The sequence below is a fragment of the Streptomyces sp. CA-106110 genome, assembly GCF_050936285.1.
Classification (GTDB): domain Bacteria; phylum Actinomycetota; class Actinomycetes; order Streptomycetales; family Streptomycetaceae; genus Streptomyces.
The window spans coordinates 108,264-126,025 of record NZ_JBNJNB010000002.1; the positions used below are offsets into that span (position 1 = coordinate 108,264).

A 17,762-nucleotide genomic window follows, 5' to 3' on the forward strand; every position below is an offset into this window, starting at 1 on the left:
CCCAATCTTGGGTAGACAGGTCTGTCTAATATGTCAAGCCAGTGCCTCATGTCGCGGCACCAGCGGTCATCCAGGCGTGGGCAGCCCTGCCCTTGCCGATAACCTCATCCGCCCTGGTGAGAACGGGTGAGCGATGATTCACGCGATGTCTGTCGCTGCACCAAAGTCGGCACTCTGGCAGGACTGGCCATCAGCCCGGCATGATGATCAGCCGTGCTGCTGCGACTGGCATTGCGTTGCGGGTGCCGAAAACCCATCCATCGCCAGGCCACGCCCCGGGCCGAGTCACCCGGGCAACTTCACAGGGCCACGCCGGCGCAGGACCGGCCGGTGCCCGGCCGGTCCAGGCCGTCACCCCCCTCCCGTGCAGCCGCTCCACGTCGGCGGCCTGCGCCGCGGATTCGTCGTCCGGCGAGCGGCGAAGTGCCCGCGGGCAGCAGCCGGGAGAGGGGATCCCGAGGTCCTCGTCAGGCGGGGAGGCCGTGTCGACGTGCGGCGTCGGTGAGCAGCCGGAGCAGGTGTTGCCGTCCGTGGCGCAACCGGGATGCCTCGGTCTCCGGAGGGATGCCCAGGATCTCCGCGATCTCCCGGTGCGTGAAGTCCTCGACGTCGGCGAGGTGCACGACTATTGCGGCCTCCCGCGGGAGTTGCCGAAACGCTGCCTTCACCTCCTGGTCGGACAGCCGGCCCAGGGCCCGCGTCTCAACTGTCGCGAGAGCGGGGGTCGTGGGGCGCTCGGCTTCCGACCGGCCCGTCGAGGCGGTCCGGTGCGGTCGACGCTGCCGCCGGCTGCAGGCGCCGAGCTCGAGCGCGGTGTCGGCCAGGACGCGGAACAGCCAGGCCTTGAGACCGGTCCGGCCGGTGAACGCGCCGAACGCTTCGAAAGCGCGCAGGTACGTCTCCTGGACCAGGTGCTCTGCGGCTGCGCGGTCGCGAGTCAGCTGGAGCGCGGCGGCGTACAGCCGGTCGAGGAACGGCAGAGCCTCGCACTCGAACCGCGCGGCGAATTCGACTGGATCCGATGCAGCGGCGGGAAGCCGGTAGATCGCAATGCCAGGGCACATCGGGTCGAGGATCTCCGTGCTGCCGGTGCCACGGTCAGCACGGATGCGTCGCGCCGCAGGGGCTTGTCGTGGGCTTCGCCAGCTGCCCTGGTCGTTCGTGTCGTCCGCATGCCGTGTCCGGACGGGACACTCGGTCCGGAAGGCCAGCCGCGTCACCTCCGCCTCCGTGGAGAAGTGGGGGCTACGAGCCGGCGATGCCGCCCTTGGCCGGGAAGCCCGAGGTCCCGCGGGCGTTCGGGCGCTGCCGGTCCACGGTGCCGGCCCTTCGCGGGGTCGGCGAGTTCCGGCGGGCACGGGGCATCGAGGCCCGCAAATGCGGATTGGAGCATGGCACTTTCCAGAATTGACACAACAACAGAATCCTTTCGGCAGGTCGAACGGACTGCCGAGAAGTGTGGGAATCGCCTCATCGGGGCAGCGCAGCACCGGAAAATCTGACGGCTGCAACTCCTGGGGCCCGACTGCATCCCATCTCGGGCTTTCGCGGCGTGAATGCGCCGATCCGCCGTTCCGGTAGGTCTGCGACCAGGCACGGATGCACGGCTGTGCGCACACCCTCCGGCGCCGGTCGCGTCCACGAGGGTGACGCGGCCACGCAGCTCGTTTCCCCTGGGGCGAAGGACCTGGTCGTCTTCCGCCGCCGGACGGCGGCGTGCTTTCACGCCGTCCGCCCCTGTTCGACGCTTCAATACTGGGGTGCGGCTGCCGTCCCGGTAATCCGTCACATGACTTCGGTTGCCAAGGGAGCGATGTCGATTGCCTAGGTATGGGTTCACGTCTTCATGAGCGGTGTATGAGTCGGCCGCTCAGTGGGTCATCGGCAGGTCAAGCGGAAAGCCCGGTCGAGACCGCGGTGCTGCTGGTTTCCCGTCGACCGGGGTGGAGGCGGGCGTCGGCAACGACCAGTTGTGTGGCCTGTTCGCCGGGGTGCTCGGCCGTCCCCGGCACCCGACTGCGGCAGGTCGGCGACGACGTCTGTCGAAGGTGGACCGCCAGGGGTCGCTGCACCGCCCCCCGGCCCCAACCGTCCGACGGTCGGGTTACCTAGGCGATCGGCGTCGCACGTTCGGCTAGGTCATTTGACCACTCCGTTGCTGAGAGCCTCAGCGGCTCTCAGCATTCCGGGCCTTCCCGCCTGGAAGGTCCGTCACATCACCAAAGCATGAGGGCTTCGGCTTGAGTACGGTCTCTCGCTTCTGTCCGCCGCTGACGTGGCAGGATTGCGCCACCTGCCCGCCCCGCCATGGCCTTGCGGCTGGGGCGGGTGGCGCGGGTCTTGTGGTCGGCTCCACGACGCTTCGACACCTTGACGACGTCCTGGTCTCCGGTCACTGCGGTACCAGTCGTGCAGGCCGCCGCGAGGGCGGCAAGGTAACGGGACGCGTTGGCGTCCCGGTCGAGGACGAGACCGCAGGCATGACATGCGTAGGTCCGGACGTGCAGCGGCAGTCGGGTAGCTGGGGCCCGTCACCGGGCCCCAGCCCCCTCAGAACCGTGCTTGCGCCTCACCACGCACACGGCGGTACGCCTGCACCACGAAACCCGGCTGCGGCTGGAACTTCTTCACTCGGCGGCCCCGCCCATCGCCACGGCCACCGCGCGGGCGGCCCGGCTCTTTGGCGCTCGGCGCCCGTACAAGCGCGCGCACATCGACGTCAGCACCTCAGTGATGTCGCACACCAGGTCGTCAGCGGTCTCGTCGAGGTCGAGGACGATCAGACGCCGACCGGACGCTGCTTCGAGATGCTCGACGCCGAACCGAGCCAGCCGGTCGCGGTGCTCGACCACGATCACAGCGGCGTCCGGGTTGGACAGGAGGCGGTGCAGCTTGCGGCTGCCCCCGTTCAACCCCGATCCGACCTCAGTCACCACCTCAGCGACCGGCAAACCGAGACCGGTAGCCCCCTGGACCACGCGGGCGACCTGCCGGTCAAGGTCCGCCTTCTGGTCGGCGGAGTAAACACGGCAGTACGCCACAACCCGACCGGACGCCTCAGTGGCGGGCTCGTCGACCAGCCACGTCCCGGACGGCGTCTGGCGTACAGAAACCGGGCGTGAACACCCGGGCTTGCGCTCAAGAAGCCGGTCAAACGGTCCCACCGGGACGCCGACCGCGCCGCCGTTCTACCCGCCGAGTTCCTCCCGCAGGATGCGGGCCAACTCGGCCGGGTTGGAGAGGAACGGTGAATGCGCGGAGTCCAACCGCCGCGTACGCTGGGCACGCTGAGTCATGGCCTCCTGGAGAGGCACCGGAATCGCCGCGTCGGCTTCGCACACGATGTAGGTACTCGGCACCGTACGCCAGGCCGCCTCAGTGAGAGGCTCACCAGTTGGATGAGCGAACTGTAGTGAACCTGTGGCAGAGTGCTACGCGCACGCCCGGCGCCCAGGCGACGTCGGGCACCCTCCTCGGTCGGGTCTTGCGGCCCGGTCGACCAGCGTCCGGAGGGACGTGCCACGCGGGCTGGCGGCTCCTGTCGTTCAGTACCAGGGCACGAAGGCGATTGGCTCCCAAGGCTGAGCAACGCTCAGGCTCACTAAGCCAATCAGAGACGCTGTGCAGGGCTGACACGCCACCCAGGCATGCCAGCCCCGCACAGACATCGGGCGGGCATCACAGCATTGCGTGATGACTCTTAGCGCAACGGCCGGAAGCCGGCGCGAACCTCATCGACGAGCAGCTGCGGCTGCTCCCAGGCGGCGAAGTGGCCGCCCTTGGGAAGCCTGTTGTAGTGGATGAGGTTGGGGTAGGCCTGCTCGGACCAGCTCTTGGGGGCCTGGTAGAGCTCGTCGGGGAAGACGCTCACGGCAACCGGCAGCTTCACGTCGTTAATGCCGAAGAAGGAGGTCTTGTTCTCGGCGTAGAGGCGGGCCGCGGAGATCGCCGTCTTGGTCAGCCAGAAGAGGGTGATGTTGTCCAGAACGTCGTCCCGGCTCAGGCCCTCGGTGACTCCGGCGAAGGCCCGGGAGATCAGGGCCAGGCTGGCCGCGTCGTGGTCGAGCAGGAAGGCCGCCAGGCCGACCGGGGAGTCCACCAGCCCGGTCAGAGTCTGCGGGCGCGAGCCCATCATGTAGGCGTAGTAGACGTGCCGGTACACGAAGTCCAGCTGCTCAACCGCCGTCTTCTCCTCGTCCGAGAGCGACAGGCCCGCAGGCAGCGGGTTGCCCACGAGGAGCGCAGCGTCGATGTCGGCCGGAATCACCTTGGGCATGTTCGTGTGGATGCCGATCAGGCCCTCGGGCTCCTGGGCACCCATCAGGTCGGTGACGATCGCTCCCCAGTCGCCGCCCTGGGCGACGTACTTGGTGTAACCCAGGCGCTTCATCAGCTCGCCCCAGGCACGGGCGATGCGCTCGGGGCTCCAGCCGGTGGTGGTCGGCTTGCCCGAGAAGCCGTAGCCGGGCATCGAGGGAATCACCACATGGAAGGCATCCGATGCCTTGCCGCCGTGCGCGGTGGGGTTGACCAGCGGGTCGATGATCTTCAGCTGCTCGACGACCGAGCCCGGCCAGCCGTGGGTGACGATCAGCGGCAGGGCATCCTCGTGCTTGGAGCGGACGTGGAGGAAGTGGATGTCCAGACCGTCGATCTCGGTGATGAACTGCGGCAGGGCCTTCAGCTTCGACTCGACCTTGCGCCAGTCGTACTCCTCCGCCCAGTACCGCGCGAGCTCCTTCATCGTCTCCAGCTGCACGCCCTGCGACTGGTCCGCAACGGTCTCCTTCTCGGGCCACCGCGCCGCCTTGATCCGCGCACGCAGGTCCTCGAGCTCCGCGTCGGAGAATTCGAACGTGAACGGCCGGATCGCCTGGTCTCCGGAAATGGCAGACATGTTGGTTTCCTTACTTTCTGAGTTCACTGGAAGTCGCGAAGGGCAGGCGTCGAAGCCGGGTTCACAGGAATTTCCCCTGAGGTGAACCTGGTCGTCTTCCGCCGACGGACGGCGGCGTGCTTTCACGCCGTCCGCCCCGCTTCGACCGACGCCTCAATACTGGGGTGCGGGCGGCCGTCCCGGTCATCCGTCACATGACTTCGGCTGCCAAGGGAGCGATGTCGATTACCTAGGTATTGGTTCACGTCTTCATGAGCGGTGTATGAGTCGGCCGCTCAGTGGTTCATCGGCAGGTCAGGCGGAAAGCCCGGTCGAGACCGGTGCTGCTGGTTTCCCGGCGGAAGGCACGGGTCTCGCGCTCGATTCGCCGATCTGCGACTCCCGTTGCCTGACGGGCCTGTCAGTTCTGGCGTGCTGATGAGTGGTCGCCGCTACGGACCGCTTGCCTGACCTCGGGCGTGGGGCGCCGCGGATAACTGAGGCGTCCCCCGGAGTGTGGACATGGGGGTTCATGCTGCGAGTGTGAGTTTACGTGCTCTCTGCTACTGTTGTTCGAATTCGACTGGCGAGAGGTAGTTGAGGGCGCTGTGGCGCCTGCGGACGTAGTAGGTGAGCCACTGGAAGATCTCCAGCCTCGCCTGACGCATCGTGAAGAACAGCCTCTGGTGCATCGTCTCCCTTTTGAGTCCCTGCCAGAACGACTCGGCGAGGGCGTTGTCGTAGCTCGAGCCGACCCGGCCCATACTCCTGCGGATCCCGAAACCGTCGCAGACCTGCGCGAACGCGGCCGATGTGTACTGCGAGCCCCTGTCCGCATGGAAGATCACCCCGTCCACGTGGCCGTCGCGGGTCGCCACGGCCATCTCCAGGGCGTCGATGACCAGTTCCGTGCGCATGTGAGTGGCCATCGACCAGCCGAGCACCCGGCGTGAACAGATGTCGATGACGCAGGCGAGATACAGCCACGTCCCGCCGACCTGCACGTATGTGATGTCGCCGTACCACTTCTCGTTCAACTGCCTGGCGGAGAACTTGCGTTGGACGAGATCCGGGGCCGGTGGTGCAAGCCGGTCGGGGACCGTGGTGCGCTTGCGGCGCCGTAGGTGCCGGCCCTCGATACCGTGCCGGCGCATCAGGCGCTCGACGCGCTTGCGGTTGATGGTGTGCCCGAAGCCGCGCAGCTCGGCATGGATGCGCCGGACTCCGTAGGTGCCCTTGTGCTCGGTATGGATCTCGCGGATCTCCACGAGCAGGGCGTCGTCGGCGGCCTGCCGCTCTCGACGGGCCTTCGCGCCGGCGAGCCACCGGTAGTAGCCCGAGCGCGAGACCTGCAGGACCCGGCATATCCGCTGAACGCCGAAGACTTCTGCGTGGGCGGAGACGAAGTCCCAGCATGGGGTATCCCCTGCTCGCAGAGCTTGGGGAGGGGTCTTCACTTCATCTCCTTCGCGAAATAGGCGGCTGCCCGACGCAGGATCTCCCGCTCGAGTTCCCATTCCTTCTCTGCCTTGCGCAGCCGGCCGTTCTCCGCGCGCAGCCGGGCCAGTTCCTCCTCCCGGCTCTCCGCGCTCTGCTCGCCGCGCCCGTGATCGCGGCCCGCGTGTTCGTCGGCCTGGCGCACCCAGCTCCGCAGGGTCTCGCCGGTCACCCCGACATCCGCCGCGACCGCCGCATACGTGCGCTTCCCGCCCGCCGCGCGGTACAGCGCGACGGCATCGTTCCTGAACTCCACCGGATACGGAGACCTACGTCCCACCAGGACACCTTCCCTCGGATCTGCAAGATCCATTGTCAGAGTGTCCACACCACGGGGGTCGCCTCATCCCTCTTCGGCATCTCCCACGCCGCCGCCCACCGGGTCATGACGCGGCTCGCTGCACCCCTCGCCCAGCTCCTCGGACCCCCGGCCCGCCGACCGTTGTGAATTGCGGGTCGTCGACAGCACCTTGATCCCTGTCCACGACCAGCAGCGCACTGCGAAGAGCAAGAACTACCGGCGCAGCGTGAACGTGCAGATCCTCTGCCGGGCCCGCGACAGGCGGGTTGTCGCCGTCGGGGACGCCTGGCCCGCAAACCGCAACGATGTGGTCGTCTTCCGCGAAACTCTCGCCACAACACTGCCTCGAGACCACCCCCGGCTGTCCGGTGACGGCGGCTACCGAGGATGCGACCGCATCCGCACACCGCGACGAGGCCCCGACGGTCGTATCATCACAGACCGCACCGACCGCCGGTTCCGCAAACGACGGGCCGTCGCAGAACACACCATCGCCCGGCTCAAAGACCATCAGATCCTCCGCCAATGCAGGCGCCGCGGCGAGACGATCAACCACGCCGTCGCCGGCGTCGCCGCACTCCACAACCTCAAGCTCGACATCCAGTAAACGAAGCACCACTCGCGAAAAAGCACGCCCCAGCCCGCATTACGTGATAGCTCTTAGGTCATGTGGCGGATGACGAGGCGGCGGCCCGGACCCCACCATGAACAGGCACTGGCCGGACGGAAACGTTCAGCGCAGCGGCCCCACGTCCTGCGGCGGCAAAGACGGCTGCTTGGTCTGGGAAACGCATCTGTGGCCCCGGCGGCGCTCGTGCTCGGCCCCGAGGTCCGGGCCGGGCAAAATCAGGGTGATCGGGCGTCCGGGGCCGCAGCGGAATCCAGGGCGTCTCGCAGCATGGCGCGCGAGGTGATGCCGAGTTTCGGGAAGATCTGGTAGAGGTGGGCTCCGATGGTCCGGTGGGAGAGGAAGAGGCGTTCGGCTATCTGCTTGTTGGTCAGGCCGGATGCCGCCAGCCGGGCGATCTCCATCTCCTGCGGTGTGAGCGTATGCGTGCGCTCTTGTCTCGCATGCCGCGTGTTTGCGCCGGCGGCGCGGAGTTCCTTCCCGGCGCGGTCCGCCCACGGCCGGGCTCCCAGCCGTTCGAAGGTGGCCAGGGCGACGCCCAGCGGCTTTCTGGACTTCTCCGTCGCCCTCATACGCCTCAATCGCTCGCCGAGGGACAGCTGTACGCGGGCGAGGTCGAAGGGCCACCGATCCGCTCCGGGGATGTCCAACGCCTTCTCGAACAATCGCACAGCCTCGGCGTCCTCGGGTGTGCACAACGCGGCGGAGGCCTGCGTGGCCAGAGCAAGCCGTGGAGAGAGCGCTGCGACGTCGGCGTCCTGCATCGCCCGCACATGGCGCACCGCCTCTTCCTGGCGGCCGGTGCGGATGGCCGCCTCGACCAGGTCCATCATCACCCACAGGGCGTGCGGCGCGTGCGAGGCGAGCTGGCCCGCCGGACTGATGGCGGTCGCATGCTGGTAGGCGCTGGAGAAGTCACCGCTTCCCAGGGCAGCGACGGTTGCCGCGTGCTGGGCGTAGTGCAGGGCGCCGTGCACTTTCCGGGGTGTCGCCCAGCGTGTGATCCGGTCGACCGCCGTTTGGCAGGTCTCCTGGTCGCCGCGGGCCGCGGCGACCATCGCCCGGATGGCTTGGTAGTACCAGGAGAAGAAGGTGTATCCGTAGTCGTCGCACAGCCGGCTGCCCTCGTCCGCCAGTTGCTGCGCCTCGTCCCACATGCCCACGTGGTAGTCGTCCAGGCACAGGTGCATCAGTCCGGCCAGATGCCGGCGGGCCGAACCGCCGGCGCGGCCCTGCTGCACCACTCGCCAGGCGGCTTCGCGAACGTCACCGAGCCGATCGAGGTAGACAGCGGCCGTACCGGTCCTCGCGATCTCGACGGGATCGGTCTGCTGCGGCAGTTGTGCGAGGAGCCGGTCGAGCTCCTCGCGTGCCGCGGCGCCCGTGCGCGCCGGGTCGGAGAACGTCTTGGCCGCCGCGGACAGGGTCGGCGGACACTTGGGCCTGAGCTGCTCCAGTGCGGCGTAGAAGGGAGGCCACAGTTCCTGCCGCCCGCCGTAGAAGCAGATCAGCAGAAGAAGATGGAGGGCGTCGACGAGTGCCGTGTCCTGCGCGTCGTACCTGTGGGGGGTGTCCTCGATGGCGCCGACCAGCAGCCGGTGTGCCGTGTCGAGGTCGCTGCCGCCGTTGAGAAGCAGGACGGCCGCTGCGGCGGCGGAGTGCAGGGAGACCTGCACAGCCGGGTCGGCCTGCCGGGCATCGTCGAGGAGCGCCTGTGCACTGTGCAGCGAGAGGGTGGACTCGGCGCCGATGTAGGCGGCTTCGGCCAGCCGTCGGCCGCGGTCGGGGCCGTGCGGGGTCAGGGTCGCGGACCTCGTCAGCGTCCGCACGCTCCCCACGGCGTCACCGCGTTGCAGGGTCAGGCGCGCGGTGTGTTCCAGGAGCGCGGCCACGTGCTCGTCCGGTTCCAGTGTCGCCTCGCCCAGATGCCAGGCCTGGCGCTCGGGCTGCTCCGCCAGTGTGTGGGCGAGCGCGCGGTGTGCCGCGTGCCGCGCGCCGCTCGCCGCGGTCTCCACGGCGGCGGAGCGAACCAGCGGGTGGCGGAAGGTCAGTCGCCTGCTACCCAGGTCGATGTGCACCAGGCGAGCCCGTTCGGCAGGCGCGAGATCGTCCAGGGCGTCCCCGGGGCCGGCCTGGCGCGCGGCCGCTTGCAGGACGCCGAGATCGCCGGTCCCCTCCAGCGCTGCCAGCAGCAGCAGTCGCTGCGCCCCCTCGGGCAGGCCGGCGATCCGGGAGCCGAAGAGTTCTCCCAGGCGTCGAGGGAGCGGCAGTACGGCGGGCAGCTCCTCCAGCGCGGCAAGCTGCGCCGCGCGCAGCGCGGTGGGCAGCTCCAGCAGCGCCAGGGGGTTGCCTTGTGCGGCGGTCATCAGACGCTGGCGCACCCTGCCGGCGAGGCTCGGGAACCGGGTGGTCAGCAGGTGGTCCGCCGCCTCCTTGTCCAAAGGCGCCAGCCTGTACTCCTGCAGTCCGCCGCTCTCATGCAGGGCCGGTGATTCCGAGCGCGCCGCGGCGAGCAGACTCACCTTGCTGCCGGTCATTCTCCGCGCCACAAAGTCCAGTACGGCGGCACTTGGCCGGTCGATCCAGGGAAGGTCGTCGATGACCACCAGCAGAGGCTGGTCGGCGGCGGCCTTCTGCAGCAGGACCAGCGTGGCGTTGGAGACGACCAGCCTCTGCGGCGGTGGTCCGCTTTCGAAACCCAGCGCAACACGGAGGGCGTCGCGGTAGGTGTCCTCGAGGCAGTCCATTGCCTCCTGAAGCGGGAGGACGACCTGGTTGAGGCCCGAGTAGCTGCAATCCGCCTCGAACTGTGTTCCGGTGGCGCGCAGCACCCGGGCCCCGGTCGCCGAGGCGGCCTCGGCGACCGCGTCCAGGACTGCCGACTTCCCGACCCCCGCCTGGCCCGACAGCAGCAGCGCTCCGCCTTCGGCCCCAAGACCCAGCAGGTCATGGATCCGCTTCAGGTCTCTGCTGCGGCCGATCAGGGTGTCTGTCGCGGTCTGCCCGCGGGAGTCACCACTGCTCACCGACATTCTCCTATCAGCTTGACGAGGTTTGCGTGTTCAAGGGCTACGGTGCGGCACCTGTCCTGACAGGAGCCGGCGACCACGGCTGGGCCACCCCTCGAAACCAGGCCGCCGCCACGTCGGAACAAAGATCGGTCACGGCCAAAGTTCGCAGATTACCCTCGGGATCCCGAAAGCCGTCAGACGCGGCCCGGGCCGTGCGGCGGTCCATGCGAAGCGACGCGGGTTCGCGTCAAGCCCTCACGCGGGAGAGGACCACAAATCCCGCAGGCGGCCGGCGAGTTCCTCCCGGAGCATGCGGGCCGACTCCACCGGCCGCAACAGGAACGACGAGTGCGCCAAGCGCAGCCGCCGGGTCCGCCGGGGCGCGCTCGGTCACGGCCTGGTGGAGCGGCAACACGATAGCCAGGTCCTCCTCACACACGATGTACAAGATGGCCAGGTCCTCCTGGTGCTGGGCACCGTGGGCCAGGCGGCCCGGGTGAAGGGCTGGGCCATCGAGGCCGGCGACGGGCGGCCGAGTCTGGCGACACTGTTGCGCCAGGTGCGGTTCCACATCGTTGTACAGGGCTTCGAGGGACCGGTGCCTCGACGCAGCCGCTGTCAGCGTCGCCCTCCGTGGGCTCGTGGACGGTCCAGCGGGGCGGGCAGACGCCGCCCACCAGAGAGCGAACCGAACACCCACATCCTGCATCGAGGCGGTGAGGTGGATGACGTGCTGCACGTCGCCGGCTGTCGCGGCAGCTTCGGTGACGGGGCATTGGCCCCAGCCGCCATCACCCGGTCGGGACTCCCGTTCGACGGAAACCGTTCACGATCGGAAAGGCAACGGCCTCTCACGCAGGCATCAGCCGACAGCACCCGAGATCACTCACGAGTCAATCCGGTGGATTCGGGATCAGGCAGCAGGCCGCGCGGCTCCCTGCCCGTGCCGCTTCAGCTGTTCGGCGACTGTCTCCAGAATTTCGTCGGAGAATTCCGGGTCGGCTACGGCCCTGGAGATGAGCATGGCGCCGACCAGGGCGCTGAGGGTAAGCATCGCCTCAGCCTGTGCCTCCTCCTCGTCGTCGCCCAGGCCGGCGATCAGGTCCCGGAATATGCGGACGTGCTTTTCATAGGCGGCTTTGAGGTCTTGGTCGCTGCCGCGCCCGGTGGCGGCGCCGAGGGTGACCAGGGCGCATCCTGTGGCGGGCGCATCACGGTGCTGCTTGGCGAGGTAGGCGTCGATGAGCCCGGCCAGCGGTTCCTGCGTGTTCTTCCGCGCGGCCTGCTCCATCTTCGCCGAGCCGTCCGCCAGGGCCAGGGTTGCGGCCTGGGTGATCAGGTCGTCGCGGGAGGTGAAGTGCTTGTAGAAGCCGCCGTGCGTGAGTCCCGCCTCCTTCATCAGGTCCGCAATGCCGGGACGGGTCACGCCCTCCGCACGGACCTTGCGGGCCGCGATGTGCAGCACACGCTCGCGGGATGCCGCCTTCTCCGCCTGTGAGTGGCCCATCTCCAGCCTTCCCTTCGAGAAGCGGCGCCTGCGCGCCTGGCAACTAGATGTCAATCATCATACACATGTATTTGCATTGATGAATTGAGTCGCGTACTCGCTATGACTTCTGGATGTTGAACTAGGCCGCTGGGCGGCACGTTGTCGGCGTAGCCGTCTCGGCTGGCGAGGTAGAGCGCGAAGCTCCAGGCATGCGGCCGCCACCCCGCCTCACGCCTCCTGGCTCAACCAGGTCGAGCCCGTCTTCTCGGCACTGACCCGCGCCGCCCTCCGGGACAGCGACTTCATCTGCCGGACCGACCCGATGGAGAAGATGGACGCTATTTGACAGGGTGGGGGTGAATCCCGGCGACGTGGACACCTGCCGGGCGGGCGGCGGCGTTGGCACCGCTGCGGCCATCACCACTCACGGCGCTCGCTGCGGTCGTGGCGAAGGTGCTCGTGGTGGTGCCGGTAGCTCTCGAGGTGCCGTTGCCGTCCACGAAGAGCGCCAACTGGTCGGCGATCCACGGGGAGTAGCGGGTGTCGGCGACGGCGACGGTGGCCCTTGGGGGGCCACTGTGCGGAAGCGCGAGGGCCGAGGCGGAACCTTCGGTGGCGAGAAGGGCCCCGCCGACGACCGCAGCTGAAACGCCCGTGATCGCGATACGCCGTATGAGGTGGTTCATGATCTTTCCTCCTTGAGTTGCCCACGGCTCCTTAGGCCCTGAGCGGTTGGCGGTGTTTCGACAGTCAAGGCCGAAAGTGACCCAGCGATGCAGCGGCGCTCACGCGGCTGCCCGCCCGGCCCCGAGCATGAGAGGCCTTCAAGGTTCTCGGCTGGCCCATCCATGGGGCTCGACCGGCAACGACCAATTTAGCTTGCGCACGAGTAAAACTCGAGCTCTTAAAATGTGACAAAGTAAACGCCCGATCGGCAGCCCGGGACCTGCCCCGGAACGCGGCCGAGCCCGGGATCCCAGGGCGGACCGGGGTTCCGACGGCGTAGGATTTCCGAGTGCACCGACTCGCCGGGGAACGCAACCTTCCATCAGCGGTACGTCGTTTGGTACTTCATCTACAGATGCACAACTTAATTGTGCGCTTTATGAAAATGAAACCGCGCCGGAAAGGGACGCCACATGGACGCGCTCTACACCGCCGTCGCCACCGCGGGCGGCCGCGACGGCCGCGCCTTCAGCTCGGACGGTCAGCTGGACCTGACCCTGGCCGAGCAGCTCTTCGCTGCCGCCGCCCGCTTCACCAGCGCCCTGGGTCTGGTGGGCCACTCCCCCGGGGCATCTCTGTCTCTCGTCAAGCGAGGCGTGGGTTCTGGGTTCGTAGGAGGTGCCGTCGCGGAGCATGGCGAACAGTACGCTGAGCGGTGGCGGGCGAGGCGGAGGAGGCCTGCGTGTGGGTCTTTCCGCGGGACCGCTGCCGGCCTGGGCAGGAAAGCGGCCTGAGCGGCGGTGGGCCGTGGAAGGCGCCGGCGGCCTGGGACGGCACCTGTCCCAATGGCTCGTGGCCCGCGACGAGACGGTCGTAGACATCCGCACCTCCGACACCGCCCGGGTCCGGCAACTGTCCCGAGGCAAAGGCCGCAAGAACGACGCGATCGACGCGGTGCAAGCAGACAGACGCCCGACCGGTCGTGTCCGAGGACCACACCACGGTGCCGACCCTGCTCGACAAACGGCGGGTCAATCTGGCTCAGTCCGGAGGTGCGCGCGGCCAACCAGCTGCACGCGCTCCTGCGCGACCTACTGCCCGGCGGTGCACCCGTGCAACTGTCGGCCACCGCGGCAGCGGGACTGCTGCGTCGCATCCGTCCGACCGGACCGATCGAGACGGTCCGCGAGCCACCGGCCAATGATCTGATCGCCGAACTTCGCAGGCTCAAAGCGCAGTTGGCGGCGAACGCCGAGCAGCTGCGAGAGGCGGTCGAGGCGTCGCGCAGCACCCTGATGGACACGCCCGGATCGGTCCGCTGCCGGCCGGTCGACTGCCGGCCCGCACGGGGCGACCCGACCGGTTCCCCACCGCGCCGTACCCGGAACACGTCTTGAAGGAGGGAAACCAGCGGTTCGCGACCACCGTGCGGCACCCCCTGTCAAGTCACCTGGAAAAACACCATCCCTCGAGGACCTGCGTGCGCGCATTCATAGCGCCGCGACCTGCGGAAAGAGGGTGTAACACAGCTTCTCAGCCGCATGCCATCGCTGGAAGACGGCCCCGTGGGACGCGTGTACCTGCGTGCCCCTCTTCCCTTCGGCGGCACCGGCCTCAGCACGTGCCGAGAGCTCATTGCGCGGCAATCGCGCCCTCACGGTGAGGGGATGGCGTTCCGGCCGTAACGGCCGTGGGCTCGGTGAGCGACGCCGCGTCGAGCAGGACGGCCGCAGCGGCGCGTGCTGTTGTGGCAGCGGAGGGATCGCGGTCCATCCGTGCAGCCTGCGATGCGCCGTCGTAGAGCAGGTGCAGTTGGCGGGCCAGCTCCTCGGGGGCGGCATATCCGGACGCGGTGGCCAATTCCGTGAACGGCCACGCACCCAGGCCCGGTTGCTGTCAGCGGCGCGCCTGATGGCACTGTCTTCCGGCGTCTCGGCGGTGGCCCGCATAAATGCGCAACCGTTGTACTCAGGGTCGGTGAACGCCTCGCCCTGCGCGTCGAAGACACCGAGCAGCTGCTCGCGCGGGGTCCGGAAGCGGGTCAGGGTCCGGGTGATCCGGTCGCGGATGCGGACGTTGCGGAGCTCCAGGTAGGCGCAGACGAGGCCTTCCTTGCTCCCGAAGGTGTTGTAGAGGGATGCCTTGGCGACCCCGGCATGCTCGATGACGCGATCGATGCCGACAGTCTGCACGCCTTCGCTGTAGAAGAGCTCGTTGGCGGCCTCGAGCAGACGCTCACGCGCAGACGCCTTGGTTGTCCTGGTCGCCATGACCATCACCCCTTCAGACAGATTTGTCTAGTCTGCGCGACGGGCGGTGCCCGTTGTCTGCGAGGCCTCGGCGGCAGGCGCGATCGCGGAATGGAGACCGGTTTGCGTCCGGACCAGTGCCACCGGTGCGGCGCGGTCGCTGAGCAACAGCCCAGTCAGCGCCACGAGAGCAAGCACGATGACGGCGATGCCGTACTCCCGAGAGGTTTGCACCAGCCCGCCGCCGTGCACGACCAGGATGCCGCCGATCACGGCGGGCACGCCCAGGCCCAGGTAGCACACAACATAGAGAAGGGACAGAACACCGGCCCGTTCGTGAGGCTCGACCTGCGGCATCACCAGCCGGATGCCGCCCTGGAAGCCACTGCCGAAGCCGAAGCCGGAGATCGCACCGCCCACGAAGAACCCCATCACGGAGGGTGCGCCGCCGGTACCCGAGGCGATGGACACCAGGGTGATCACCACGCCCACGACCAGGGCGCCTACTCCGATCAGCATGACGCTCCGCGTCGCGGCTGCGCGCAGCACTACGACGGCCAGGCCCGCGGAACCGGCGAGCACGAACAGCGGCAGTCCGCCCCACACAACGGAGGTGGAGTGCACCAGGGTCTGGGTGATGGCTGGTCCCAGCGCGCCGTACAGGCCGGTCAGTGCCCACATCGCGAACAGCACGGGAGCGGCGATCGCCACCGAGGCGCGGGCGGATCTGGGCAGCTTTATCTCGGGAACCATGCTGGCCAGTGCGCCCGGCTTGCGGCTCGCCGTCTCACGCAGGGCGAGCACGGCCAGCGCCTGCAGGACGAACACGCCGAGCAGCAGGACGTAGACAAGATGGGTGGGCGCCGGCAGATACTGCACGGTCAGTCCGGAGACCAAGGCGCCGCTGGCGGTCCCCATGGTGGGCGCGAAGGAGTTCAGGAAGCCGCCCCTGCGCGGGTCGATGTCGAGCATCCCTGCGCCCAGCGCGCCGACCGCCGCACCGGTGCTTATGCCTTGGACGATACGGGCGGCCAGCAGTGCGTCCACCCCGCCGGCGGCGGCGAACACGATCATGGCCGCGGCTTGCCCGATCAAAGTCACCAGCAGGACCGGCCGTCGGCCGACATGGTCGGAGAGCTTGCCGAAGACCAGGAGCGAGATGAGTACGGCCACGGCGTAGACGCCGAAGACGACGGTGATGGTGATCGGTGAGAAGCCCCAGTGCCTCTGGTAGATCGCATAGAGCGGGGTCGGCGTGCTGGATGCGGCCAGCAGCGACACGAGGATCGAGGCCAGCACGCCGATGGAGGCGGCTGGCCCCAGGACCGGGCGTCGCTGGGCGGCGTGAGCTGGAGATCGCCTGGCGGGGATGCCCGTAGGAGTGGCGTGAGGCGCGGTGGATACGGGGCTCATGGATCACTCTCAGAACTAGACGGAGTACGTCTTCCTCGTACTAGACAGATCTGTCTAGTGCTGGTGGAACACAGAATCGTGAGGCACGTCGCACCACTGGCGGCGCCCGTGAAGAAGGTCGCTGAAGACGCAGAAGGCTGCCGGACGGTCACCGTCCTGTGCGCTTCCGGCGCTGCCGGAACCGTGGAAGGAGCACCGGCGAACCGACGCACCGGCTCGCAGGAAAGTCCATTCCTCACGCCGCGACGGCTCCCCGCAGGTGGCGACGCCGCAGGACTTCACGGACACGGCCACCCAGTTCATCACCGATCTGGGCCGACCCGTTCACATCTTGGGGCTCTGTCCGGGCCCGACCGGATACCAAGGCGTCGGGGCTGGTGAGTGATCGACTGAACACACGGTCGGTTCTCACCTCGCCGTCGACATCAACTGCGTCGAACAGCACTTAGTGACCGTCTCAACGACCACGCTGGACGCCGTGTGACCGGCTCGGCAAGGCAGGTCGGCGTTTCAGGGGCCGGGTTCGGGGTTGAGCGGCCGCGACAGGGCGGCCTTGGTCTGCCTGGTTTCTTCGTCTGCAAGGACTTCGCTGCGATCGTGGGCCAGGGCCTGCATGGTCTGCTCGGCCACGTCGGCCGCGCTGATCTTCGGGGCGTCCACCCAGGCACTCAGGTCCGTGTCCACGAAACCGGCATGAACCCCCATCACCAAGGTGCCCTGTTCGCGTAGGGCCTGCCGCAGGGCGTCGGTCAAGGACCACTGCGCCGCCTTGGCGGCGGCATAGCCGGGGAACAGGGGCCGCCCGACCCAGGAGGCCAGCGACAGCATGTTCACGAGTGCGCCCCCGCCGTTACGCGCGAGGATGGGGGCGAATGCGCGGGAAACAGCCCAGGTACCGAAGTAGTTGACCTCCATTGCCTCGCGCGCACCGTCGAATGAGCCCTCCCAGAGCTTGGTGCTTGCACCGCCGATGCCCGCGTTGTTGATCACGATGGTGACATCGTCCGCGACGGCGGCGGCCTCGGCGACCTCCTCGGGCTTGGTGACGTCCAGGCGCAGCGCAGTGACGTCTCCGTCGACAACTGTCGCGGGTTCGCGGACGCCTGCGTAGACCTTGCTCGCCCCGTGCTCGATCAGCGCACGAGCAAACGCACGGCCGATGCCGCGGTTGGCCCCCGTGACCAGGGCTACTGACCCTTTGATGTCCATCGTTCTTTCCTTTGCTGTTGCGTTGCCGGCACAGGCAGGCCGTTCGGGCTCTTGGACGGCGGGACCGAATCCCGGGCTGGAAGGCGGTCGCGACCTGCGGCGAAGGCCGGTGGCAGCCAGGCCCGTGACGCCGATGCCCGGGACCGTTCCACATCTGGATGATTTTCGTCATCCAATTTAAGGATGCCATGGACCGAGGTCAAGAAACTGACGTCAAGGGCAGACAGCGGGCCCATCCAGCCCCGACGGCACGCCGACACCAGACCGCCGCCGACCGGCAGCCGACCCTCCGCAGGCGCGAGACTCTCGTCGCTCTCAGGCCACCCCGACCGGACATGAACCGCTGCGCATGCGCAACCTGACCGACAGGCAGCCGCCCTGGGCCTGCATGATCGGCCCCCAGGGCTGCCGCCCCCTCTCGGG

12 protein-coding genes and 2 pseudogenes are annotated in these 17,762 nt (G+C 68.2%); 3 read left to right on the plus strand and 11 right to left on the minus strand.

The window, feature by feature from the left end; genetic code table 11:
- Window positions 1-467: 467 nt before the first annotated feature.
- The 5 genes and pseudogenes from ACQEXA_RS58140 to ACQEXA_RS58160 form a co-directional block, all read right to left on the minus strand.
- Window positions 468-1,064: a sigma-70 family RNA polymerase sigma factor gene (locus ACQEXA_RS58140; RefSeq protein ID WP_432940589.1), complete on the minus strand. Its 597-nt coding sequence runs from the start codon at window positions 1,062-1,064 to the stop codon at window positions 468-470.
- A 1,563-nt stretch (window positions 1,065-2,627) separates the two neighbouring features.
- Window positions 2,628-3,065, minus strand: a pseudogene (locus ACQEXA_RS58145) (IS607 family transposase); the annotation flags it as partial.
- Window positions 3,066-3,188: 123 nt separating this feature from the next.
- Window positions 3,189-3,392, minus strand: a pseudogene (locus tag ACQEXA_RS58150) (alpha/beta fold hydrolase); the annotation flags it as partial.
- A gap of 308 nt (window positions 3,393-3,700) precedes the next feature.
- Entirely contained in the window at window positions 3,701-4,897 is a 1,197-nt protein-coding gene (locus tag ACQEXA_RS58155) for an epoxide hydrolase family protein (protein ID WP_432940591.1), read from the minus strand.
- 542 nt (window positions 4,898-5,439) lie between these two features.
- A protein-coding gene (locus ACQEXA_RS58160; RefSeq protein WP_433134896.1) for an IS3 family transposase occupies window positions 5,440-6,653 on the minus strand; the annotation gives its coding sequence in 2 pieces (ribosomal slippage) (window positions 5,440-6,398 and window positions 6,398-6,653; 1,215 coding nt in all).
- A gap of 169 nt (window positions 6,654-6,822) precedes the next feature.
- Here ACQEXA_RS58160 and ACQEXA_RS58165 point away from each other — a divergent pair.
- On the plus strand, window positions 6,823-7,281 hold the full coding sequence (locus ACQEXA_RS58165) for a transposase (protein WP_432940595.1): 459 nt from the start codon (window positions 6,823-6,825) through the stop codon (window positions 7,279-7,281).
- 239 nt (window positions 7,282-7,520) lie between these two features.
- Here the strand turns inward: ACQEXA_RS58165 and ACQEXA_RS58170 are convergent, their stop codons facing one another.
- The 3 genes from ACQEXA_RS58170 to ACQEXA_RS58180 all read right to left on the minus strand — a co-directional run bounded on the left by ACQEXA_RS58170 (window position 7,521) and on the right by ACQEXA_RS58180 (window position 12,488).
- Window positions 7,521-10,334 (minus strand): AAA family ATPase, encoded by a 2,814-nt coding sequence (locus ACQEXA_RS58170; RefSeq protein ID WP_433134898.1) that lies wholly within the window; start codon window positions 10,332-10,334, stop codon window positions 7,521-7,523.
- 892 nt (window positions 10,335-11,226) lie between these two features.
- Window positions 11,227-11,820 carry a TetR/AcrR family transcriptional regulator gene (locus ACQEXA_RS58175; RefSeq protein ID WP_432940601.1) on the minus strand — a complete coding sequence of 198 codons (594 nt, stop codon included), beginning with the start codon at window positions 11,818-11,820 and terminating at the stop codon, window positions 11,227-11,229.
- A 320-nt stretch (window positions 11,821-12,140) separates the two neighbouring features.
- The gene (locus ACQEXA_RS58180) at window positions 12,141-12,488 is read right to left on the minus strand and encodes a hypothetical protein (protein WP_432940603.1); all 348 of its coding nucleotides are present in this window, start codon (window positions 12,486-12,488) and stop codon (window positions 12,141-12,143) included.
- Window positions 12,489-12,941: 453 nt separating this feature from the next.
- On the opposite strand from ACQEXA_RS58180, the gene ACQEXA_RS58185 reads away from it, so the two are divergent.
- Both ACQEXA_RS58185 and ACQEXA_RS58190 read left to right on the plus strand, forming a co-directional pair.
- Complete coding sequence (locus ACQEXA_RS58185; protein WP_432940606.1) at window positions 12,942-13,262, plus strand: hypothetical protein; 321 nt, start codon at window positions 12,942-12,944, stop codon at window positions 13,260-13,262.
- Window positions 13,263-13,520: 258 nt separating this feature from the next.
- A complete protein-coding gene (locus tag ACQEXA_RS58190; protein ID WP_432940608.1) occupies window positions 13,521-13,865 on the plus strand; it encodes a hypothetical protein in 345 nt (114 codons plus the stop codon).
- Between the two features lie 93 nt (window positions 13,866-13,958).
- Here the strand turns inward: ACQEXA_RS58190 and ACQEXA_RS58195 are convergent, their stop codons facing one another.
- The 3 genes from ACQEXA_RS58195 to ACQEXA_RS58205 all read right to left on the minus strand — a co-directional run bounded on the left by ACQEXA_RS58195 (window position 13,959) and on the right by ACQEXA_RS58205 (window position 17,339).
- Window positions 13,959-14,738, minus strand: coding sequence for a TetR/AcrR family transcriptional regulator (locus tag ACQEXA_RS58195; RefSeq protein ID WP_433134899.1), 780 nt, complete (start codon window positions 14,736-14,738; stop codon window positions 13,959-13,961).
- A gap of 27 nt (window positions 14,739-14,765) precedes the next feature.
- A complete protein-coding gene (locus ACQEXA_RS58200) occupies window positions 14,766-16,016 on the minus strand; it encodes an MFS transporter (protein WP_432940613.1) in 1,251 nt (416 codons plus the stop codon).
- Window positions 16,017-16,640: 624 nt separating this feature from the next.
- On the minus strand, window positions 16,641-17,339 hold the full coding sequence (locus tag ACQEXA_RS58205) for an SDR family oxidoreductase (protein ID WP_432940616.1): 699 nt from the start codon (window positions 17,337-17,339) through the stop codon (window positions 16,641-16,643).
- Window positions 17,340-17,762: the final 423 nt, after the last annotated feature.